This window comes from Candidatus Pelagibacter sp. PS_44 (genome assembly GCF_059417735.1).
The window spans coordinates 557,131-577,578 of the sequence record NZ_CM182063.1 but is presented as its reverse complement, the minus strand read 5'-3'; the positions used below and the strand labels follow the sequence as shown (position 1 = coordinate 577,578).

Here is a 20,448-nt window from a genome sequence, read left to right as displayed (position 1 = left end):
TTTTTTTGGAGGCAACGCCCAGAATCGAACTGGGATACAAGGATTTGCAATCCTCTGCGTAACCATTCCGCCACGTTGCCATCGTATCTATATTTTAAGCAAAACAGAACCTTTTATATATTAAATATATAAAATTAGTCTACCAAATAAGCCTTCAAAAATGATTATTGTTAATTCATATTATTAAATTATAAACTTATAATCATCTATGAGTAACGATAAATACATACATACTGACGTTGAAGACAAAATTTATTCTTATTGGGAAAAAAATAATTTATTTAAACCAGTAAAACATAAAAAACAATTCTCTGTTGTTATACCTCCACCAAATGTAACAGGCAGCCTCCACATGGGTCATGCTTTGAATAATTCTATTCAAGATCTTTTAGTTAGATATCACCGCATGAATAATTATGAAACTTTATGGCAGCCAGGAACAGATCATGCTGGTATTGCCACTCAAGCTTTAGTTGAGAGAAAACTAACAGCTGAAAAGATTGATAAAAATGAAATTGGTAGAGAAAAATTTATTGAAAAAGTTTGGGAATGGAAAGAACAATATGGTGACATTATTATTAATCAATTAAAAAAACTTGGATGTTCTTGTGATTGGTCACGTAATGCCTTCACAATGGATGAAAATCTATCTAAATCGGTAATTAAGGTTTTTGTGGATCTTTATAATAAAGATTTAATTTACAAAGATAAGAAACTAGTGAACTGGGACACTGTTTTAAAAACTGCAATTTCTGATCTTGAAGTTGATCAAAGAGAGGTTAATTCTAAAATTTATTACATTAGATACCCAATAGACGGGACTGATGAGTTTATAACAATAGCAACTACTAGACCTGAGACAATGTTGGGAGATACTGCGATTGCTGTAAATCCAAAAGATGAAAGATTTAAAGATTTTATTGGCAAAGTAGTAACGATACCAATTGTTGGCAGAAAGATTAAGATTATAGAAGATGATTATGCAGATCCTGAACAGGGAACAGGAGCGTTAAAGATTACTCCAGCTCATGATTTTAATGACTATGATGTTGGACAAAGAAACAATCTTGAGATTATTAATATTTTTACAGAAGCTGGTAAAATTAATGAAAATGCTCCCAAAGAATATATTGGATTAGATAGATTTGAGGCAAGAAAGAGAATTTTAAAAGAACTTAAAGAAAAAGAATTTTTTGTAAAAGAAGAAAATATTAAGAATAAAGTTCCATATGGGGATAGATCAAATTCAATAATAGAACCATTTTTAACCGAACAATGGTTTGTAGATGCAGAAAAATTATCTGTTAAAGCTAAAGAAGTTGTTAGCTCAAAAAAGACAAATTTCTTTCCTGAAAATTGGTCAAAGACTTATTTTCAATGGATGAACAATATTGAGCCATGGTGTATCTCAAGACAACTTTGGTGGGGTCACCAAATACCAGCTTGGTACAGTCCAGATAAAAAAATCTTTGTAGCTTACAATGAAGAAGGAGCAAAAAAATTAGCTTATAATCATTATGGTAAAGATGTTGAGTTAATAAGAGATGCAGATGTTTTGGATACTTGGTTTTCATCTGGTCTTTGGCCATTTGCAACTTTAGGCTGGCCTGAGGATAAAAATTATGTTGAAAAATTTTACCCAACATCTGTTCTAGTTACAGGTTTTGATATTATCTTTTTTTGGGTTGCAAGAATGATTATGTTTGGCACAGAATTTTTAAATAAAGAACCTTTTAAAGATATTTATGTTCATGCATTAGTAAGAGATGAGAAGGGACAAAAAATGTCAAAATCAAAAGGAAATGTAATTGATCCTTTAGATTTAATTGAAAAATATAGTGCTGATGCATTAAGATTTACTCTACTTTCAATGGCATCTCCAGGCACAGATGTAAAACTTTCTGAAGATAGGGTTAAAGGATATAGAAATTTCCTTAATAAACTTTGGAATGCTAATAATTTTTTAATAACAAATAAATGTGATTTTACCAATATCGATAAAATTCCAAATTTATCAGTTAATATTAACAAATGGATTTATGCAGAACTTATTGAAGCAAAGTCAAAAATTGAGAAAAATTTAAAAGACTACAGATTTGATGAGGCAGCAAAAAATGCTTATCAATTTGCTTGGCACTCTTATTGTGACTGGTATTTAGAATTATCAAAGACAATACTGTTTTCAGATAATGAAGGGGCAAAATCTGAAGTTAAAAAAGTTTCAAGTTATGTATTCAGGCAAATTTTGATTTTATTGCATCCCTTCATTCCTTTTATTACTGAAGAAATTTGGCTTAAAAATAAGTTTGATAATTCTAGTAAAAATTTTTTAATGCATGCTAATTGGCCAACTGGAAAGATCAATAAAGACAATAATACTGAACAAGTTGAGAATATTATAAACATCATATCTGAAATTAGATCATTTAAAAATGAGCTAAATGTAAGCCCTGGTTCATTTATAGATATGTCCATAAATAATATTAATGACGATCAAAAAGATTTTATTAATAATAATGAAATTATCCTTAAAAAATTAGGAAGAATAAATAATATTCTTAGTGATGATTTGGATAAACCAGCTGCAACTTTGGTCGTTTTAGGCGATTTATTTAAAATTTATTTTGACAAAGATGTTGATTTAAAACTTATAAAAGAAAATTTAACTAGCAAACAAAATAGAATTCAAGACGAAATGAACAAGATATCTCAAAGATTAGAAAATAAAAGTTTTGTAGATAGAGCACCAAAAGAGATTGTTGAACAGGAAAAAACTAATTATAATAATTTAAAGAATGATATTGATAAAATATCAGTAACAATTAAGGGTATATAATGGCAAAATTTAACAAAAAGAAACTTCCAAGTAGACATACATCTTTAGGTGCAGATAGGGCTCCTCATAGATCATTTTATTATGCAATGGGTGAAACTGAAAAAGATGTAGCAAAACCATTTGTAGGAGTTGTCTCTACATGGAATGAAGCGGCGCCTTGTAATATTGCCCTAATGAGACAAGCTCAATCTGTTAAAAAAGGTGTTAGAGCTAATGGTGGTACACCTAGAGAATTTTGTACAATTACTGTTACAGATGGAATTGCAATGGGTCATGAAGGAATGAAATCTTCTTTAATTTCAAGAGAGGTAATAGCAGATTCTGCCGAACTTACTGTAAGAGGCCATTGTTATGATGCATTAGTTGGTATCGCTGGATGTGATAAATCTTTACCAGCATTGATGATGTCAATGGTTAGATTAAATGTACCAAGTGTGTTTATATATGGAGGCTCAATTCTTCCAGGAAGATACAAAGGAAAAGATGTAACAGTTGTTGATGTATTTGAGGCTGTTGGAAAACATTCATCTGGTCAAATGTCATCAGCAGAACTTAGAAAATTAGAATTAGTTGCATGTCCAAGTGCTGGAGCATGTGGAGGGCAATTTACTGCAAATACTATGGCATGTGTATCTGAAGCTATAGGACTTGCTTTACCATATTCTGCAGGAACTCCTGCTCCATATGAGGAAAGAGATAAGTATGCCAAAGCTAGTGGTAAAACTGTCATGAATCTTTTAAAGAAAAAAATTAAACCTAGAAATATTGTAACAAAAAAAGCTTTAGAAAATGCTGCAACCATAGTTGCTGCAACTGGTGGATCCACTAATGCTGCATTACATTTACCAGCAATTGCTAATGAAGCTGGAATTAAATTTGATTTAATGGATGTTGCTAAAATATTTAAAAAAACTCCTTACCTTGCTGATTTAAAACCAGGAGGAAGATATGTTGCAAAAGATATGTGGTTAGCAGGTGGTGTTCCTATGTTGTTAAAGACACTGCATGATGGAGGTTTTATTCATGGTGATTGTTTGACGGTTACTGGAAAAACTATGAAGGAAAATTTAAAAAATATTAAATTTAATCCTAAGCAAAAAGTTTTAAGAAAATATGATAATCCATTATCTCCAGATGGTGGTGTAGTTGGTTTAAAAGGAAATTTAGCACCGGATGGCGGTATTGTTAAAATTGCTGGACTTAAAAAATTACAATTTACTGGTAAAGCTAGATGTTTTGATAATGAAGAAGATGCAATGTCAGCTGTTCAAAACAGAAAGTACAAAGAAGGGGATGTTATCATCATTCGTTATGAAGGTCCTGTTGGAGGCCCAGGTATGAGAGAGATGCTATCAACTACTGGTGCAATTTACGGTCAAGGCATGGGTGAGAAAGTTGCCCTTATAACTGATGGAAGGTTCTCAGGAGCTACGAGAGGGTTTTGTGTTGGTCATGTAGGCCCTGAGGCGGCTCTAGGAGGCCCTTTAGCACTACTACGTAATGGAGACATAATTGATATTGATGCTAAAAAAGGTTCAATTAATGTCAGACTATCTAAAAAAGAATTAGCTTCAAGAAAAAGAAAATGGAAACCAAGAAAATCAGATTTTGGTTCTGGCACACTGTGGAAATATGCGCAAACAGTAGGACCCGCTTATTTAGGTGCTCCAACTCATCCTGGTAAGAAAAAAGAAGTTAAGGATTATTCAGAAATTTAATGAAAATTCGTCCAGTCATTTTATGTGGTGGTGCTGGAACTCGACTTTGGCCTAACTCAAAAAGTCATCAAGCAAAACAATTTATTGATTTTGGTAATTGGACTTTATTAGGCAAAACTTTAGAAAGAACTAAAGCGTCCATTTATGACTCACCAATTATAAGCACTAATAAAAAATATTTAAAACAAGTTAAACAACATCTTAAAAAAAATAAGATTAAGAAATTTAAAATTGTATTAGAACCAGCAAAAAGAAATACAGCTCCAGCTATTTTAAGCACAGCTCTAATTAAAGATATTCCTGATGATCAACCGTTAATGTTTTTTACAGCCGATCATTTGATTGAAAAGATGAGTATTTTTAATAAAGCAATTAATAGAAATAAATCAAATTTAACTGATCAAAATATTTTTATATTTGGAATAAAACCAACATCTCCATCAAGTGAATATGGATATTTTGTAACTAAAAAAATTAAAGGAAATGTTAATAAAGTAATTAAATTTATTGAAAAACCAAAAGAAGCTAAAGCTAAACAGGTTATAAAACAAAAAGGTTATTGGAATTCAGGAATGTTTTTCCTTAGAAAAGATTCAATAATAAATAATTTTAAAAAACACCAGCCAATTATTTATAAAAATTGTGTTAACTCTATTAAAAAAGCAAAACTTAAAAATAATACTTATTATTTAAATAAAGCGTCATTTATTAAAGCAACTGCTAAATCTTTTGATTATGCAATTTTAGAAAAAACAAAAAAAATTAATGGTATTAAATTAGATATACCTTGGTCTGATCTTGGAAGTTGGAAAGAGATTTTAAAAATGTATGACAAAAACAAAAATAAATATGCTAAGAAAAAAAATGTTTATTATCGACCCTGGGGTAGGTATACTAATTTGTTTGAAGGAAAAGAATTCTTAATTAAAGAATTATTCGTTAAACCTAAAGGTATTTTAAGCCTTCAAAAACATCATCATAGATCCGAACATTGGTTAGTTACACAAGGAAATCCAAAAATAACTTTAAATAAAAATAAGTTCATAAAAAAGCCTAATGAACATGTATTTATTCCATTGCAGGCTATTCATAGAATTCAAAACCCTGGAAAGAAACCAGTCAAAATTATGGAAGCACAAATAGGATCAATTCTTAAAGAAACAGATATTGTTAGATATCAAGATATATACGGCCGTATTAAATAATACTTTCAGCTATTATGCTTCTAGCTATGTTACCTGTACAAACGAATAAGATATTTTTCTTTATAAAATAATTTTATAAATTCCAATTAAGAATAGTGGTATTTGTAAACCAAAATTAGTTAGTATTGCTCTATCTTTTGATAAAAATCCTGCAACAGTCCACCCAACCACACCTAAACCATGAAAGTAAATATTGATAGGATAGATATTTAAATTAGTTAATAATATTCCAGTTAACACTAAAGCAGTACTGATCCATTTAAGGTATTTTTTAATAAACATAATCTCCTCTATATGTAAGTTTTATGAGAATTTTATTACAATTATAACAGATACAAAAATCTTTATTAGCAGGGTATTGACAAAAAAAAATGTTATGTTATAACATCACATAGTGAATAATAATGATATAGTTTTTGATATAATTAAGAAATCGAAGAAGCATTTAACTGCCTATGAAATACTAGATAAATTTCAAAAATTTAAAAAGATACAACCAATGGCTGTTTACAGATCTTTAAAAAAACTAATTGAAGAAGACAAGATACATAAATCCAATCAGAATAAAACGTATGTATTGTGCAGTCATGAGCATGTTAAACATAATCCATCTATAGCTATTTGTAGAGATTGTGGAGACACAGAAGAGCTTAAATCAGAATTATTTGAAACAATATTTAAAAAAAACCCAATTAAAAATTATGACTTCAGTAATTTTCAGCTTGAAGTTTCAACAATATGTAGGAGATGTAACTAATGGAACACGCGCACGAATTACCAGAATTTCTTCATTTTTTAGAAGAACTTATAGAAGAATACGAAATATTAAGAGGATTTATATTTGGTTTTGTGCATACTTTAATTCCATTAATTGGTTTTTATTCAGGTTGGAGTATAAACCGTTTTTTAAAATTAATTTCTAATGGTGCAATTGCTGGAATAATTGGAATAGTTTTAGCTCATATTATAGCAGACTTTATAGCGGCCTTACTTGATCCTGATTTAAAAAGTGCAGCTATTGGTATTGTGCTTGGAGGTTTTTTACCTCTTTTATCCGTACCTTTTTTAGAAAAATATGTAACAAAAAGTCAGTATCACACTGTTGTAGGTGATCATGAAGATCTAAAAAAAGATTTGAAAACCAAGCATAAATAAAATATCTAATAGGGAAATGAGTACAGTTTCCCTTACATTAAATGAAATTTTTGATTTAGCAAAAAAAACATTATTAGCTAATGGTTGTGATGAAGAGAATGCTAGTATTTTAGCTGACACAATTATGAGAGCTGAAAGAGACGGCTCTGTGTCTCATGGTTTGTTTAGATTACCTGCTTATGTTGCGGGCTTAAAAAGTAAAAAGATTAATGGTAAAGCAAGACCTGAATTAGAAAATGTTGCTCCAAGTATTATTAAAGTATTAGGTAATAATGCAGTTGCTCCTATGGTTTTAAGTTTAGGACTACCCGCTGTTATTGAATTAGCAAAAAAAAATGGCGTAGCAGTTCTAGCTATAAAAAATTCACATCACATGGCAGCCCTTTGGCCTGAAACTGAAGCTATTGCCGAAGCTGGCCTAGTCGGTATCGCTTGTACGTCTTATAAGCCTGCTGTTGCTCCAGCTGGTGCTACGAAACCTTTATATGGCACAAACCCAATTTCTTTTGCTTGGCCTAGACCAGGTAAAACTCCAGTTGTCTATGATATGGCCACTGCCTCAATGGCAATGGGTGAAGTTCAGATTGCAAAAAGAGAAGGACACAAAGTTCCCCTTGGAACAGGCTTAACTAAAGAAGGCAAAGAAACAACTGATCCTGGAGAAATTGCCGATGGTGGAGTTATACTTCCATTTGGTGGTTATAAAGGGTCTAGTATAGCAATGATGGTTGAGTTATTAGCTGGAGCATTAATTGGAGAAAATTTTAGTTTTGAAACTGCTGCTAAAGATAATAACGATGGTGGTCCGCCAAGTGGTGGTGAATTTATTATAGCAATCTCACCAGATAAAATTTCCGATAAAGGTTGGGATAAACATGCTGATAAATTTTTTAGTAAAATGTCAGCTATGGATGGGGTTAGACTTCCAGGTGAAAGAAGGCATAAAAATAGATTAGATAAAGGACCAAGAAATATTAATGAAGAACTTGTTAATAAAATTAAATCTTTAAGCTAATTCAATTTCAATAGGGGTGTGATCTGAAGGTTTTTCTTTTCCTCTGGGGTCTTTGTTAATATTAACATTCTTAACTATATTTAATAAAGAATTTGATACTAAGAAGTGATCAATTCTTAATCCATTATTTTTTTGCCAAGCACCTCTCATATAATCCCAATAAGTATATCCTTCTGTTCCACCATGAATATGACGGTAAGCATCATGAAATCCTAAATTAATTATTTCTCTAAATTTTTTTCTTATCTCAAGTCGGTATAAAGCATCATCTTCAAACCCTTTAATATTATAAGCATCTTCTGCTGAAGGAAGAATATTAAAATCACCTGCTAAAATAATATTTTCATTTTTTTTTGAAAGAGACTTTAGTTGTTTAATCAAACTATCTAACCACATTTTTTTATAAGAATATTTTTCTGTATCAACTGGATTGCCATTTGGCGTATAAATATTAATTATTTGTATATTTTTTTTCTTATATTTTAATTCTGCTGAAATAATTCTAGATTGTTTCAATTTGTCTTTAATCAAATCTATTCTAACATTTTCTAGTTTATGCTTAGATATAATAGCAACACCGTTATAACTTTTTTGACCAAATACAAAACTTTCATAATCTAATGCTGAAAAATCATCATAGGGAAAAGTCTCATCTTGTGTTTTAATTTCTTGCATCATAACAACATCAGGAGAAAATTTTTGAAGGTATTCTTTAATATTTTCAATTCTTGCTCTAACAGAATTAACATTCCAAGATGTGATAACCATTATATAGAAAATGAAACACCACAACCGCAAGAAGATTTGCTTTGTGGGTTAGAAATTTTAAATTGATCACCAATTAGTTCTGAAACATAGTCTACTTCAGATCCTTTTAATAAATCAGCTGAAGTTTTATCTATTAGAATTTTTTCATAATTTAGATCATCATTAGATATCTCATTATCAAAAGTAAATTCATATTGAAAACCAGAACATCCACCACCTTTAATAGCGATTCTAAAAAAAGAACCAGGAGATTTTTTGGAGAGCAAATTATTAATCTGTTTTATAGCTTTATCTGTAAATTTAATTTCTTTAAACATAACACAACACTGATATTACTATTATAATATCAATTTATTGAATTTAAAGCATGAATAATTACTCTCATTTAGCTCTTTCTAAAAGTATAGGTCGTTTACATAAAGAAAACAGTTCAGTTTATAGAACGTCTTTTCAAAGAGATAGAGATAGAATTATACATAGTGCTTCCTTTAGAAGACTTAAACATAAAACACAAGTTTTCGTTAATACAGAGGGTGATCATTACAGAACTAGAATTACTCATTCAATAGAAGTTGCACAAATAGCCAGATCTATTGCTAAATATTTAGGTTTGAATGATGATCTTTCAGAAACTTTAAGCCTTGCTCATGATCTGGGTCACACTCCATTTGGTCATGCAGGTGAAGATGCTCTTAATGATTGCATGATAAATTACGGAGGATTTGATCATAACCTTCAAACTTTAAGAATTGTTATGTTTTTAGAACACAAGTATCTAAAATTTAAAGGACTAAATTTAACAATAGAAACACTAGATGGATTGTTAAAGCATAATGGTCCTGTTAATGACCTATCTACTGTTAACAGATTAATTGGATTAAAAAATTTTAATAAAAAAATGAAATATAAGAATTCAGGATCACTTGAAGCACAAATTTCAACAATTTCTGATGATATTGCTTATAACAATCATGATATTCAAGATGGAATAAAAGCTAAATTATTTGATTTAAATGACTTAATTGAAATTAATTTTTTTAGAGATATTTATAAATCACATAAAAAAAATATTAAAAAAAATAACAAAGATATTTTGATATATCAAATTATAAGAGACTCGATTGATTTAATGGTTAGAGATTTGATTGCTAATACAAAGTACAATTTAAAGATTAATAAAATTGAAACTATAAAAGATGTTTATAATTTTGATAATAGTATTGTTTGCTTTTCAAATAAGTTTTTATCAATTGAAAAAGAAATTAGACTTTTTTTAAGAACTAAAATGTATAATAATAAAAATGTATTATTAAAAAATAATCAAGGTAAGAAAATTATCAGTAAATTATTTTTTAAGATAAAAAAAAACCCATCGAAGTATATATCGAAGGACCAATTAAAAGCAGACTCTAATAGAGCAATAGCTGATTTTATTTCTGGTATGACTGACAGGTATGCAATTAATTTAAATAAAATTATTTAATGAACATTTTTGATTTATACTTAGACAAGATATTAATATTAATTAAAAAACTAAATAAAGATAAATTAATTGTTTTGCCAGAATCTTTAAATGGAATTAATGTTGATATTCCACCTGCTAACTTTGATTGTGATATTTCAACAAATGTAGCAATGTTCTTATCAAAAATTAACAAACAATCCCCAATTGACTTAGCTAATTTTTTAATTAAAGAAATAAAGAAACAAGATGTGTTAATTGACTCAATAAATGTAGTAAAACCAGGTTTTATCAACATTAAATTTAAATCAGAATATTGGAATAATTTTATAAAGAATGTAAATGACAATCACATAAATTATGGAACCAATATTAAAGAAAAGAAAAAAAAATATTTAATTGAATTTGTATCCGCCAACCCCACAGGTCCGTTACATGTGGGTCATTGTAGGGGGGCAATTTTGGGTGATGTTATATCTAATCTATTGATATTTAATAAACATGATGTTTCAAAAGAATATTATGTAAATGATTACGGTAATCAAATTATAAATTTTACTAAGTCTGTTTATTATCGAATTAGAGAAATAATTTATAATGAAAACTTTCCAAAAGATAATACAGATCTTTATCCAGGTGACTATTTAATAGATATAGCTAACAATATTATAAAGATCAAAAATGATTATAAATTTGACAATTTTGAGCATATAGCTAAAGAATTAACACTTCTTTCTGTTTCCGAATCTTTAAAATTGATTAAGGGAAATTTAGCAAATCTTGGAATAATTCACGATAAGTTTACTAGTGAAACTACTATTGTCCAAAATAATGAAGTTGAAAAAGTAATTGAAAATCTTAGACAAAAAAAATTGATCTATCAGGGAAAAATCAAAGCTCCTAAAGGAGATAATGATAGAGGATGGATAGAAAGAGAGCAGCTTTTATTTAGATCTACAGATTTTGGTGATGATAAAGATAGAGCTTTACAAAAATCAGACAAAACATGGACATATTTTGCAAGCGATGTTGCTTACCATCATAACAAATTAGAGAGAAATTATGATGTTTTAATTAATATTTTGGGCGCAGATCATGCCGGCTATATTAAAAGAATTACCTCGGTTGTTGAAGCGTTATCAGGATCTAAGAATAAGTTAGTTTGTAAAGTTAGCCAACTTGTAAAACTTATTAAAGAAGGGAAACCTTTTAAAATGTCTAAAAGAAAAGGAGACTATATAACTGTTGAAGACTTAATTTCTGAAGTTGGAAAGGATGCTACAAGATTTATTATGTTAAATAGAAGTAGTGATGTTGAGCTTGATTTTGATTTTAGCAAAGTCAAAGAAAAATCTAAAGAAAATCCTCTTTATTATGTTCAATACTGTTTTGCTAGAATTTCATCTGTCTTTAGACATGTGGGATTAGATATTAATAAGGATTTAAAAATGAAAGAATATAACTTTAATTATTCTAAAGATGAAATAAATATATTAAAAAAAATTGCTGAATGGCCAAAATGCATAGAAACTGCAAGTTCAAGGCTTGAGCCTCATAGAATACCTATTTACCTTTATGAACTTTCATCTGAATTTCATTCATACTGGAATATGGGCAAAGAAGATAAGAGCAAAAGATTCATAAATGACAATAAAAAAATTCCTAATGATAAATTAGTTTTTTTAAAAATAATATCTAATGTAATTAAAAGTGGTATGTCTATTGTAGGAGTTAGCACTCCTGAAAAAATGTAATGTTTAAAGAGTTAAAATATCTTTTTTTTATATTATTTATAATATTAACAATTTTTTTGGCTGTTGATTATTATTTTTCAGATAATAATAAAAAGAAATCCTACAGAGCAGTACAAGAAATTAATGAAATGATTATTTCTTATTCAGAAAAACTAATTTTGTTAAATAACGACACCGATAATGTTGTAAAATATGTTGAAAAAAATTTAGATAATAAAAAAAAAAGTCATAGTTTTTGGAAATTGATAAACAGTGATGATTAATAGAAGAAGTTTTATAATAGGAATTAAATCAACAATATTGAATAAAAAAGAAATATTCTTTTTAAAAAAATATAAACCCTGGGGAATAATTCTTTTTAAGCGCAATATTAAGACAATTAAACAAACAAAAAAATTAACCAATCACATTAAAAAGATATTCAATGATACAAAATACCCTATTTTATTAGATCAAGAAGGAGGTAGAGTTAACAGGCTTACAAATTTTCTAAATAATGATTTATCAACTAGTGAATTTTTTGGAAATTTATATTCTAAAGATAGAAAAATTTTTAATGTTAAATATAATGAATTTATTACAGAAACAGCTAATCATCTTAAGTTAATAGGTGTAAATCTCAATACTGTCCCTGTTCTTGATTTAAGATTAAAAGGTTCAAGCTCCATCATAGGTGATAGATCTTTTTCCCATGATCCCAAAGTAGTTTCAAGAATTGGTGATATTTGCATAGAAAATTTTCATAAAAATAAAATAGGAACCATTATGAAGCATATTCCAGGGCATGGTTTAGCAAAAGTAGATAGCCATAAATTAACACCTACAATCAAACAAAATCTTAAATATTTGTCAAAAAAGGATTTTATACCATTTAAGAACAAGAGATGTCTTTTTGGGATGACGGCACATATTGTCTATTCTCATATTGATAAAGTTTATACAGCCACTCATTCAAAAAAAGTAATAGATATAATTCGTAAAAAAATTAAATTTCAAAATATTTTGTTGTCAGATGATATTTCGATGAAAAGTTTAAAATTTAGTATAAAAGATAATACGATAAAAGCATTCAGTGCTGGATGTGATTTGGTTTTACACTGCAATGGAAATCTTAAGGAAATGAAAGCTGTGGCTATTAATTCTCCATTTTTAAACAAATTTATAATTAAAAAAACATCACAATTTTACAAAATTATAAGCTAATATTTAGAATGTCGATTAATGATTCTAAAAACTTCAATGTTGATCTTGATAATTATCAAGGACCTCTTGATATATTATTAGATTTAGCAAAAGCTCAAAAGGTTAATCTCGAAGATATTTCAATAACTTTATTAGCCGACCAATTTCATAATTATATAAAAAGTCAATCTAATTTGAATTTAGAAGTTGCCTCAGAATATTTATTAATGGCAACTTGGCTTACATATTTAAAATCTAAATTATTATTACCCGGTAATCCTGAAGAAGAATTTAAAGTTTTAGAAGTTGCTGAAAAATTAAAATTACAATTAAAAAAATTGGAATTAATTCGTTTACTTTCTGATCAAATGTTAAAAAGAAAAAGATTAGGTAGAGAAATTAGACTTAGAGGAATCAAAGGTAATATAAGATCAATTTATAGCACGGAATATAAATTAAACTTATACGAATTACTTAAATCTTATTCATCTATTATTATGACAAAAGATTTTCAAAGAATGAATATCCCCAAACTACCTGTTTTCACCACAGAAGATGGCATTAAAAGAATTAAAGAATTTTTTGGTAAACTCATAGATTGGAAAAATATAAATGACTTGATACCCAGTACGTTTAAGAGTGGTCTTAAATATAAACGTACTGGAAAAGCAGGAATTTTCGCTGGATCCCTTGAACTTGTTAAAGAAGGCAATCTTACAATCAAACAAGATAATTTATTTGATGAAATTTATGTTAAGGAAATTAAATGAACAAGGTTAAAAAGAATTTGAAAAATAATATTTTTGAATTTCCAAAAAAAATAAATGTTGGAGAAAAAGAAGTTGAAGCTATAGTTTTTGCAGCAGCAGAACCTTTGGATATTGAAACAATTGAGTCAAAAATTTCAAAAAAAATTAATGTTTTAAAAACTTTAGAAAAACTTCAAACAGATTATTCGTCAAGAGGCATTAATTTAGTTTGTATTTCTAACAAATGGTCATTTAGAACTTCTGAAACTTTATCAAATTTAATGTCACAGGAAAAAACAGTTGAAAAAAAACTTTCAAGAGCTGCAATAGAAACATTGGCAATTATTGTTTATCACCAGCCAGTAACTAGAGCTGAAATTGAGGAAATTAGAGGTGTAGCATTTGGTACAAATACATTGGAAATACTTATGGAGTTAAACTGGGTCAAACCCCAAGGAAGAAAAGATGTTCCTGGTAAACCAATTCAATATGCAACTACTGATGACTTTTTAAGTCATTTCAGTCTTCAAAAATTGTCTGACTTACCTACAGTTGATGAATTGGGATCTGCTGGTTTAATTGATAGTTCAAATATTGATAATGCAATTTTTGGTACTGGTAAGTTTTACAAGGAGAAACAGGAAGAAAAAAAGGAAGATATCTATGAAAATATAGATGAGATGTTAAGCAGCACATTGAATTCCAATGAAGACAAATAAAAAGTTTCTTTAAAATACTATTTAAAAGATGTATAAAACCTTATGAGCATTGGAATTTGGCAAATAGCAATCGTTGTAATTTTAGTTGTCCTACTATTTGGTAGAGGTAAGATTTCTAGTCTAATGGGTGATGTAGCCAAGGGTATTAAAAGTTTTAAAAAAGGAATGGCTTCAGACATTACCGATGAACCAGAGCCAAAAAATATTTCTGAAGATAATCAAGACAGTAAAGACAAAGAGTAAGTCAAATGCCCACTATAGGCTGGTTTGAGATTTTATTAATAGTAGCAGTAGCTATTATTGTAATTGGCCCTAAAGATTTTCCATTTATGTTAAAAAAAGTAGGTTCATGGATTGGTACAACAAAGAGATATATTAACAATATTCAAAGTGAAGTTGCAGATTTAGATATTGAAGCTAATGAAATAAAAAAATCAAAAGAAGAGAATAAAAATAAAGATAAAGATAATGACAAAATCTGATAATGACGGAGGCTTCATAAGTCACTTAGCTGAATTAAGAAAAAGATTAATCCATTCATTTATTTTTTTATTCATATTTTTTATAGGATGTTATTTTTTTTCTGAGAGTTTATATGGTTTTTTGGTAGAACCTTTTGCTAAAGCAGTAAAAGAAACTGGTACAGATAGAAGATTGATTTTTACTGCACTACAAGAAACTTTTTTAACTTATTTAAAAGTTTCTTTTTTTGCTGCTTTCTTTGTAACCTGTCCATATATATTAATGCAAATCTGGAAATTTATCGCTCCTGGATTGTATAAGCATGAAAAAGTTGCAATAATTCCATACTTAGTTTTAACACCTATATTATTTTTTTTAGGAGGAATGCTTGTTTATTATCTGATAATGCCTCTTGCAATTAAATTTTTTTTATCATTTGAAAGCTCAGGAGCCGCAACTGGTTTACCTATTCAGCTAGAGGCTAAAGTAAATGAATATTTATCCTTAGTAATGAAGTTAATTTTTGCATTTGGGATTAGTTTTCAGTTACCAGTTGTCTTAAGTTTACTTGCTAGAGTAGGAATTGTTGATGCTCAATTTCTAAGAGAAAGAAGAAAGTATGTTGTTGTAATAATTTTTGCTGCTGCTGCATTATTGACACCACCAGATCCAATAACACAAATTGGTTTAGCCATACCTTTATTGATTTTATATGAATTATCTATATTTTCAGTAAATATTATTGAAAAAAAGAATAAATTAGATGCATAATATTAAAGATATTAGAAGTGATATTTCATTATTTAAAGATGGTCTTAAAAAAAGATTTATTGATGTCGATTTTGAAAAAATTTTATTATTAGATGAAAATAATAGAAAATTTATACAAGAAAAAGAAAATTTAGAAAAAGAAAAAAAAGAAATATCTAAATCAAAAGATAAATCTTTATTTGAAAAATCAAAAGAAATTTCAAAAAAAATTGAAGAAATTGCATCATCTCAAAGTAAAATAAAAAATGAATTAGACAATATTTTAGCATCATTACCGAATTTACCGTATAATGATGTTCCGATAGGTAAAGATGAAAACTCTAATATTGAAATTTTAAAATCAGGAAAAATACCAAATTTTACTTTCAAGCCCAAGTCTCATTATGAGCTAGGTGAAAATCTAAATATGCTTGATTTTGATCTTGCGACAAAAACCACAGGATCTAGATTTGTCTTTGTTAAAGATAAACTTGCTTTACTAGAAAGAGCGATTTCTAATTTTATGCTTGATACTCATATTAATTTAAATGGTTATAAAGAAGTATCACCTCCATTAATTGCAACCGACTCTACAATGTTTGGAACAGGTCAATTACCAAAATTTGATAATGATCAGTTTGAACTCAAACTTGATGATTCAAATGATAGAAAGTTTTTAATACCAACTGCTGAGGTGATATTAACCAATATGGTTAAAGATCAGATTATTGATAAAGAAATTCTTCCAATAAGAATGGTTGCATCAACACCATGCTTTAGAAAAGAAGCTGGCAGCTATGGAAAGGACACTAAGGGAATGATTAGGCAACATCAGTTCTACAAAGTTGAAATGGTTAGTATTGTAGAGCCAAACCAATGTTTAGCTGAATTAGATAGAATGACTAACTGTGCAACAAAAATTCTAGACTTGTTAAAACTACCTTACAGAAAGATTATATTATGCTCAGGTGATATGGGTTTTAGTGCAGAAAAAACTTTTGATATTGAAGTTTGGTTACCATCTGAAAATAAATATAGAGAAATTTCAAGCTGTTCCTCTTGTGGTTCTTTTCAAGCCAGAAGAATGAAAGCTAGATATAAAAATAGTAAAAAAGAGACAGTATTTGTTGGAACTCTTAATGGAAGTGGTTTGGCTGTTGGCAGAACAATAGTAGCAATACTTGAAAATTATCAACAAGAGGATGGTTCAATTCTTATTCCAGAGGCTTTAAAACCATACATGAATAATATTGATAAAATCAATAAGATTTAAAGTTGTTTTAATCACTCATTTGTTATAAGTATTCATTTTAATCTAGGAGAAATATGGATCAAGGAATAGGTCAATTTATACCATTAATTTTAATTTTTGTTATTTTTTACTTTTTTTTAATAAGACCTCAACAAAAGAAAGTTAAAGAGCATAAAGCCATGGTTGAGAACTTAACAAGAGGAGACAAAGTTGTTACCTCTGCTGGAATTATTGGAACCATTGAAAGAGTTATTGATAACGAAAAAGTTGAGGTTTTAATTTCTGAAAATGTTAAAGTTGAGATTATTAAATCTACAGGTATTCAAGGTTTACTAAATACACCTGAAGTTAAAAAATAATATCAAGTTGAAGTGTTATATTTTTCAAAATTAAGAATTATTATAATATCTATAATAACTATATTTTTTTTATTTATATCGTTATCAAATTTTTTAAATACTGAAGATAAATTTTTTTCAAACAAAATAAATCTTGGTTTAGATCTACAGGGTGGATCTTATCTTTTACTCGAAATTGATAATGATCCTGTGGAACTTCAAAAATTACAGAACACAGCAACCGATATTAGAAATTTTCTAAACAAGGAAAATATTAAATTTATAGATTTAAGAATATCCAATAAATCTATAATTTTTAATGTAGATCCAACCTTAAAAGAAAAGATAGAGTCTTTTTTTATGGATAAAGATAGTGAGATAAATCCTTATTATCCGCAATACAAATCTCACCAGTTTGACTTAATATTTTCAAATAATGAATTTCAACTAAAGCTTTCAGATTATGGGTTAGTTGAAATTAAAACATCATCACAGGATCAGGCAATTGAAATAGTTAGAAGAAGAGTTGATGAAGTAGGTACAAATGAACCAAATATTCTAAAAAGAGGAAATGATAGAATTTTAGTTGAATTACCAGGTTTAGATGATCCTATGAGGATAAAATCTTTATTAGGAAAAACTGCCAATTTAAGTTTTCGTTTTATAACACAAAATGACAATGATACTTTTGGTGCAGAAATTCTTAAGTACGATGATGAAATAAACGAAGCCTTGGTAAGTAAAAGAATAATTTTGAGTGGTGAAAACCTACTTGATGCACAACCTAATATGAATACTCAAACCAACGAAACAGTTGTGTCTTTCAATCTTGATAGAGTAGGTGCTAAAAGATTTGGTAAAGCTACTACAGAAGGAATTGGCAAACAACTAGCTATAGTTCTTGATGGTAAAATTGTTAGTGCACCTGTAATAAGAGATGCCATAGTAAGTGGATCTGGACAAATTAGTGGAAACTTTACATTTCAATCAGCTACTGATCTAGCTTTACTTCTTAGATCTGGAGCATTGCCAGCCCCACTTAACATAATAGAAGAGCGTACAGTTGGGCCAGATCTTGGACAAGATTCGATAAATGCTGGTATAATTTCACTATGTATTGGATTTGCTTTGGTTATAATTTTTATGATTTATAAGTATAAAGTATTTGGTTTCATTGCAAATATCACTTTGATTGTAAATTTATTTTTTCTGATTGGTATACTGACATTATTTGGAGCAACTTTAACGTTACCTGGAATTGCTGGAATAATATTAACTGTTGGTATGGCTGTTGACGCAAATGTTTTAATTTTTGAGAGAATTAAAGAAGAATTAAGAGAAGAAAAAAATAATATTATAGCATTCGACTCAGGTTATGTTAAATCCAAAACAGCAATCATTGATGCCAATGTAACAACTTTAATTGCAGCAATTATATTATTTTTTATGGGTTCAGGACCAGTTAAAGGGTTTTCTGTAACATTAGCTGTAGGAATATTTACAACATTATTTTCGGTTTATTTTATTGCAAGATTATTAACAAGTTTTTATGTGGTCAAAAATAAAGAAAAACCTAAACTTATTTAGATGATAAATTTTAATAAATTTTATAAATCATTCAGTATAGTCTCAACATTGTTAGTTGCTATTTCAATTATACTTTTATCTTTTAAAGGTCTAAATTTTGGTATTGACTTTAAAGGGGGCACATTAATTGAATTAAGAACACAATATAACCAAACTAATGTAGCAACTCTTCGTGGTGTATTCAGTAAAATGAATTTAGGGGATGTTAATATCAAAAAATTTGGTCAAGATAGTGATTATTTGATTAAAATTGAAAAAAAAGACACAAGTTCAAATATTATTGAATTAATTAAAGAAGATCTTACCAATTCAATTGGAGAAAATTTTACCTTTAGAAGAGTTGAAAATGTTGGCCCCAAGGTAAGTTCTGAACTCTTAAAGTCTGGTATAACTGCAATACTTTTGTCGTTAGCAGCAATGTTATTTTATATTTGGATAAGATTTGAATGGCAGTTTAGTTTAGGTGCAATTATAGCTTTGTTTCATGATGTTCTAATAACACTTGGTTTATTCTCTCTATTAAATTTAGAAATTAATTTATCGATAGTAGCCGCAGTTTTAACAATAGTTGGCTATTCGATGAATGATACTGTTGTAATTTTTGATCGTGTAAGAGAAAATCTCAGAAAATATTCTGATATTAAAATCTTTGACCTAACTAATAAGTCGATAAATGAAACTCTATCTAGAACTCTAATTACCTCAATAACCACATTACTTGCTTTAGTTTCAATATATTTATTCGGTGGAGAGATACTTAAAGGTTTTTCACTCGCTATGATATTTGGGGTTATTTTTGGAACTTATTCTTCAATCTATATTGCCAATCCAATATTAGTTAAATTAAGAGTATCACAAAAAACTATTATAAAAGAAGAAGCAGAAAAAAATTAATATAAATTTTGTGCCGCTACCATTGAAAGTAACATTGGTAGAGAAAGAAGTGTATTTGTTCTTGAAAACAGCATAGCTGTTCTTGCTGATTTTGCTTTAACATCAGGTTCACACTCAACCATGCCTAAAGCTCTTTTTTGATTTGGCCAAATTATAAACCAAACATTAAATGCCATATATAAACCAAGCCACATACCAATACCTATAGCTGTATATTTTCCTCCACCACCTAAAGTCATAGCATCGTGTAAATAACCATTTAAATAAGCTAAAATTAATCCAGATAGAACTGTTAGTAATGCAGCGTATCTAAAATAAAATAATGCGGCTGGAGCAATAACTTTGCCTATAGCGGGCTTTTGTTCATCAGGGATCTTTGGCATATTTGGAATTTGTACAAAGTTAAAATACCAAAGAAGCCCAATCCACATTATAGCAACCGTTACATGAATAAATCTTGTTAACCAACTCCAAAAAATTGTATCAAAATCAAAACCACCATTACCATAAAATAACACTAGAAAAAAAATTACAGCTAAAGCTAATGATGCGTGAATAGTTTTTGGAAGTGATGATAGTAAATTACCCATAATTAGAATCAA

The 20,448-nt window shown here is 28.5% G+C and carries 24 protein-coding genes and 1 tRNA gene; 19 read left to right on the top strand and 6 right to left on the bottom strand.

Annotated elements, in window-relative coordinates; genetic code table 11:
* Positions 1-6: 6 nt before the first annotated feature.
* A tRNA-Cys gene (locus tag AC5SLO_RS03210) sits at positions 7-80 on the bottom strand.
* A gap of 128 nt (positions 81-208) precedes the next feature.
* Between AC5SLO_RS03210 and AC5SLO_RS03205 the strand changes: the two genes are divergently transcribed.
* From AC5SLO_RS03205 to AC5SLO_RS03195, 3 genes are read left to right on the top strand one after another with little or no spacing between them, the layout of a single operon-like run.
* Complete coding sequence (locus AC5SLO_RS03205; protein WP_494573740.1) at positions 209-2,836, top strand: valine--tRNA ligase; 2,628 nt, start codon at positions 209-211, stop codon at positions 2,834-2,836.
* On the top strand, positions 2,836-4,554 hold the full coding sequence (ilvD, locus tag AC5SLO_RS03200) for a dihydroxy-acid dehydratase (RefSeq protein WP_494573739.1): 1,719 nt from the start codon (positions 2,836-2,838) through the stop codon (positions 4,552-4,554). The genes AC5SLO_RS03205 and ilvD overlap by 1 nt, the downstream gene beginning before the upstream one ends.
* Positions 4,554-5,759 carry a sugar phosphate nucleotidyltransferase gene (locus tag AC5SLO_RS03195; protein ID WP_494573738.1) on the top strand — a complete coding sequence of 402 codons (1,206 nt, stop codon included), beginning with the start codon at positions 4,554-4,556 and terminating at the stop codon, positions 5,757-5,759. The genes ilvD and AC5SLO_RS03195 overlap by 1 nt, the downstream gene beginning before the upstream one ends.
* Here AC5SLO_RS03195 and AC5SLO_RS03190 read toward each other — a convergent pair.
* Entirely contained in the window at positions 5,752-5,823 is a 72-nt protein-coding gene (locus AC5SLO_RS03190) for an arsenate reductase/protein-tyrosine-phosphatase family protein (protein WP_494573780.1), read from the bottom strand. The two genes, AC5SLO_RS03195 and AC5SLO_RS03190, sit on opposite strands and share 8 nt — an antisense overlap.
* Positions 5,820-6,041, bottom strand: a complete 222-nt coding sequence (locus AC5SLO_RS03185; protein ID WP_494573737.1) for a DUF6552 family protein — start codon at positions 6,039-6,041, stop codon at positions 5,820-5,822. Before AC5SLO_RS03185 ends, AC5SLO_RS03190 begins: the two co-directional genes overlap by 4 nt.
* Positions 6,042-6,153: 112 nt before the next feature.
* On the opposite strand from AC5SLO_RS03185, the gene AC5SLO_RS03180 reads away from it, so the two are divergent.
* From AC5SLO_RS03180 to AC5SLO_RS03170, 3 genes are read left to right on the top strand one after another with little or no spacing between them, the layout of a single operon-like run.
* On the top strand, positions 6,154-6,516 hold the full coding sequence (locus tag AC5SLO_RS03180) for a Fur family transcriptional regulator (protein ID WP_494573736.1): 363 nt from the start codon (positions 6,154-6,156) through the stop codon (positions 6,514-6,516).
* A complete protein-coding gene (locus tag AC5SLO_RS03175; RefSeq protein WP_494573735.1) occupies positions 6,516-6,914 on the top strand; it encodes a hypothetical protein in 399 nt (132 codons plus the stop codon). Before AC5SLO_RS03180 ends, AC5SLO_RS03175 begins: the two co-directional genes overlap by 1 nt.
* A 16-nt stretch (positions 6,915-6,930) precedes the next feature.
* Positions 6,931-7,929, top strand: coding sequence for an Ldh family oxidoreductase (locus AC5SLO_RS03170; RefSeq protein ID WP_494573734.1), 999 nt, complete (start codon positions 6,931-6,933; stop codon positions 7,927-7,929).
* Here the strand turns inward: AC5SLO_RS03170 and xth are convergent.
* Complete coding sequence (xth, locus tag AC5SLO_RS03165) at positions 7,921-8,697, bottom strand: exodeoxyribonuclease III (protein ID WP_494573733.1); 777 nt, start codon at positions 8,695-8,697, stop codon at positions 7,921-7,923. The genes AC5SLO_RS03170 and xth overlap by 9 nt on opposite strands.
* Entirely contained in the window at positions 8,697-9,014 is a 318-nt protein-coding gene (locus tag AC5SLO_RS03160) for a HesB/IscA family protein (protein WP_494573732.1), read from the bottom strand. Before AC5SLO_RS03160 ends, xth begins: the two co-directional genes overlap by 1 nt.
* A gap of 50 nt (positions 9,015-9,064) precedes the next feature.
* Here AC5SLO_RS03160 and AC5SLO_RS03155 point away from each other — a divergent pair, with 50 nt between their 5' ends.
* From AC5SLO_RS03155 to secF, 13 genes are read left to right on the top strand one after another with little or no spacing between them, the layout of a single operon-like run.
* The gene (locus AC5SLO_RS03155; protein WP_494573731.1) at positions 9,065-10,180 is read left to right on the top strand and encodes a deoxyguanosinetriphosphate triphosphohydrolase; all 1,116 of its coding nucleotides are present in this window, start codon (positions 9,065-9,067) and stop codon (positions 10,178-10,180) included.
* Entirely contained in the window at positions 10,180-11,913 is a 1,734-nt protein-coding gene (argS, locus tag AC5SLO_RS03150; protein ID WP_494573730.1) for an arginine--tRNA ligase, read from the top strand. The genes AC5SLO_RS03155 and argS overlap by 1 nt, the downstream gene beginning before the upstream one ends.
* Positions 11,913-12,176 carry a hypothetical protein gene (locus AC5SLO_RS03145; RefSeq protein WP_494573729.1) on the top strand — a complete coding sequence of 88 codons (264 nt, stop codon included), beginning with the start codon at positions 11,913-11,915 and terminating at the stop codon, positions 12,174-12,176. The genes argS and AC5SLO_RS03145 overlap by 1 nt, the downstream gene beginning before the upstream one ends.
* A complete protein-coding gene (locus AC5SLO_RS03140; protein WP_494573728.1) occupies positions 12,169-13,116 on the top strand; it encodes a glycoside hydrolase family 3 N-terminal domain-containing protein in 948 nt (315 codons plus the stop codon). The genes AC5SLO_RS03145 and AC5SLO_RS03140 overlap by 8 nt, the downstream gene beginning before the upstream one ends.
* An 8-nt stretch (positions 13,117-13,124) precedes the next feature.
* Positions 13,125-13,865, top strand: a complete 741-nt coding sequence (locus tag AC5SLO_RS03135; RefSeq protein ID WP_494573727.1) for a segregation and condensation protein A — start codon at positions 13,125-13,127, stop codon at positions 13,863-13,865.
* The gene (gene scpB, locus AC5SLO_RS03130) at positions 13,862-14,563 is read left to right on the top strand and encodes an SMC-Scp complex subunit ScpB (RefSeq protein WP_494573726.1); all 702 of its coding nucleotides are present in this window, start codon (positions 13,862-13,864) and stop codon (positions 14,561-14,563) included. The genes AC5SLO_RS03135 and scpB overlap by 4 nt, the downstream gene beginning before the upstream one ends.
* Before the next feature lie 42 nt (positions 14,564-14,605).
* Complete coding sequence (gene tatA, locus AC5SLO_RS03125) at positions 14,606-14,806, top strand: twin-arginine translocase TatA/TatE family subunit (RefSeq protein ID WP_494573725.1); 201 nt, start codon at positions 14,606-14,608, stop codon at positions 14,804-14,806.
* Between the two features lie 5 nt (positions 14,807-14,811).
* Complete coding sequence (gene tatB / locus AC5SLO_RS03120; protein ID WP_494573724.1) at positions 14,812-15,045, top strand: Sec-independent protein translocase protein TatB; 234 nt, start codon at positions 14,812-14,814, stop codon at positions 15,043-15,045.
* A complete protein-coding gene (gene tatC / locus AC5SLO_RS03115) occupies positions 15,032-15,796 on the top strand; it encodes a twin-arginine translocase subunit TatC (RefSeq protein ID WP_494573723.1) in 765 nt (254 codons plus the stop codon). The genes tatB and tatC overlap by 14 nt, the downstream gene beginning before the upstream one ends.
* Positions 15,789-17,048 (top strand): serine--tRNA ligase, encoded by a 1,260-nt coding sequence (gene serS / locus AC5SLO_RS03110; protein ID WP_494573722.1) that lies wholly within the window; start codon positions 15,789-15,791, stop codon positions 17,046-17,048. Before tatC ends, serS begins: the two co-directional genes overlap by 8 nt.
* 53 nt (positions 17,049-17,101) lie before the next feature.
* Positions 17,102-17,386, top strand: coding sequence for a preprotein translocase subunit YajC (gene yajC, locus AC5SLO_RS03105; protein ID WP_494573721.1), 285 nt, complete (start codon positions 17,102-17,104; stop codon positions 17,384-17,386).
* Positions 17,387-17,398: 12 nt separating this feature from the next.
* A complete protein-coding gene (secD, locus tag AC5SLO_RS03100) occupies positions 17,399-18,952 on the top strand; it encodes a protein translocase subunit SecD (protein ID WP_494573720.1) in 1,554 nt (517 codons plus the stop codon).
* Positions 18,953-19,846 (top strand): protein translocase subunit SecF, encoded by an 894-nt coding sequence (secF, locus tag AC5SLO_RS03095; RefSeq protein ID WP_494573719.1) that lies wholly within the window; start codon positions 18,953-18,955, stop codon positions 19,844-19,846.
* Here secF and AC5SLO_RS03090 read toward each other — a convergent pair.
* Positions 19,843-20,436 carry a urate hydroxylase PuuD gene (locus tag AC5SLO_RS03090; protein ID WP_494573718.1) on the bottom strand — a complete coding sequence of 198 codons (594 nt, stop codon included), beginning with the start codon at positions 20,434-20,436 and terminating at the stop codon, positions 19,843-19,845. The two genes, secF and AC5SLO_RS03090, sit on opposite strands and share 4 nt — an antisense overlap.
* Between the last annotated feature and the right edge of the window lie 12 nt (positions 20,437-20,448).

What these genes read in the sequence shown, in the direction of transcription:
- AC5SLO_RS03160 (WP_494573732.1), bottom strand. Translation starts at nt 9,014, where the DNA reads ATGTTTAAAGAAATTAAATTTACAGATAAAGCTATAAAACAGATTAAT.
- tatC (WP_494573723.1), top strand. Translation starts at nt 15,032, where the DNA reads ATGACAAAATCTGATAATGACGGAGGCTTCATAAGTCACTTAGCTGAA.
- AC5SLO_RS03175 (WP_494573735.1), top strand. Translation starts at nt 6,516, where the DNA reads ATGGAACACGCGCACGAATTACCAGAATTTCTTCATTTTTTAGAAGAA.
- AC5SLO_RS03145 (WP_494573729.1), top strand. Translation starts at nt 11,913, where the DNA reads ATGTTTAAAGAGTTAAAATATCTTTTTTTTATATTATTTATAATATTA.
- AC5SLO_RS03155 (WP_494573731.1), top strand. Translation starts at nt 9,065, where the DNA reads ATGAATAATTACTCTCATTTAGCTCTTTCTAAAAGTATAGGTCGTTTA.
- serS (WP_494573722.1), top strand. Translation starts at nt 15,789, where the DNA reads ATGCATAATATTAAAGATATTAGAAGTGATATTTCATTATTTAAAGAT.
- AC5SLO_RS03135 (WP_494573727.1), top strand. Translation starts at nt 13,125, where the DNA reads ATGTCGATTAATGATTCTAAAAACTTCAATGTTGATCTTGATAATTAT.
- AC5SLO_RS03195 (WP_494573738.1), top strand. Translation starts at nt 4,554, where the DNA reads ATGAAAATTCGTCCAGTCATTTTATGTGGTGGTGCTGGAACTCGACTT.
- secF (WP_494573719.1), top strand. Translation starts at nt 18,953, where the DNA reads ATGATAAATTTTAATAAATTTTATAAATCATTCAGTATAGTCTCAACA.
- ilvD (WP_494573739.1), top strand. Translation starts at nt 2,836, where the DNA reads ATGGCAAAATTTAACAAAAAGAAACTTCCAAGTAGACATACATCTTTA.
- argS (WP_494573730.1), top strand. Translation starts at nt 10,180, where the DNA reads ATGAACATTTTTGATTTATACTTAGACAAGATATTAATATTAATTAAA.
- yajC (WP_494573721.1), top strand. Translation starts at nt 17,102, where the DNA reads ATGGATCAAGGAATAGGTCAATTTATACCATTAATTTTAATTTTTGTT.
- AC5SLO_RS03170 (WP_494573734.1), top strand. Translation starts at nt 6,931, where the DNA reads ATGAGTACAGTTTCCCTTACATTAAATGAAATTTTTGATTTAGCAAAA.
- tatA (WP_494573725.1), top strand. Translation starts at nt 14,606, where the DNA reads ATGAGCATTGGAATTTGGCAAATAGCAATCGTTGTAATTTTAGTTGTC.
- AC5SLO_RS03205 (WP_494573740.1), top strand. Translation starts at nt 209, where the DNA reads ATGAGTAACGATAAATACATACATACTGACGTTGAAGACAAAATTTAT.
- xth (WP_494573733.1), bottom strand. Translation starts at nt 8,697, where the DNA reads ATGGTTATCACATCTTGGAATGTTAATTCTGTTAGAGCAAGAATTGAA.
- AC5SLO_RS03185 (WP_494573737.1), bottom strand. Translation starts at nt 6,041, where the DNA reads ATGTTTATTAAAAAATACCTTAAATGGATCAGTACTGCTTTAGTGTTA.
- scpB (WP_494573726.1), top strand. Translation starts at nt 13,862, where the DNA reads ATGAACAAGGTTAAAAAGAATTTGAAAAATAATATTTTTGAATTTCCA.
- AC5SLO_RS03090 (WP_494573718.1), bottom strand. Translation starts at nt 20,436, where the DNA reads ATGGGTAATTTACTATCATCACTTCCAAAAACTATTCACGCATCATTA.
- AC5SLO_RS03140 (WP_494573728.1), top strand. Translation starts at nt 12,169, where the DNA reads ATGATTAATAGAAGAAGTTTTATAATAGGAATTAAATCAACAATATTG.
- tatB (WP_494573724.1), top strand. Translation starts at nt 14,812, where the DNA reads ATGCCCACTATAGGCTGGTTTGAGATTTTATTAATAGTAGCAGTAGCT.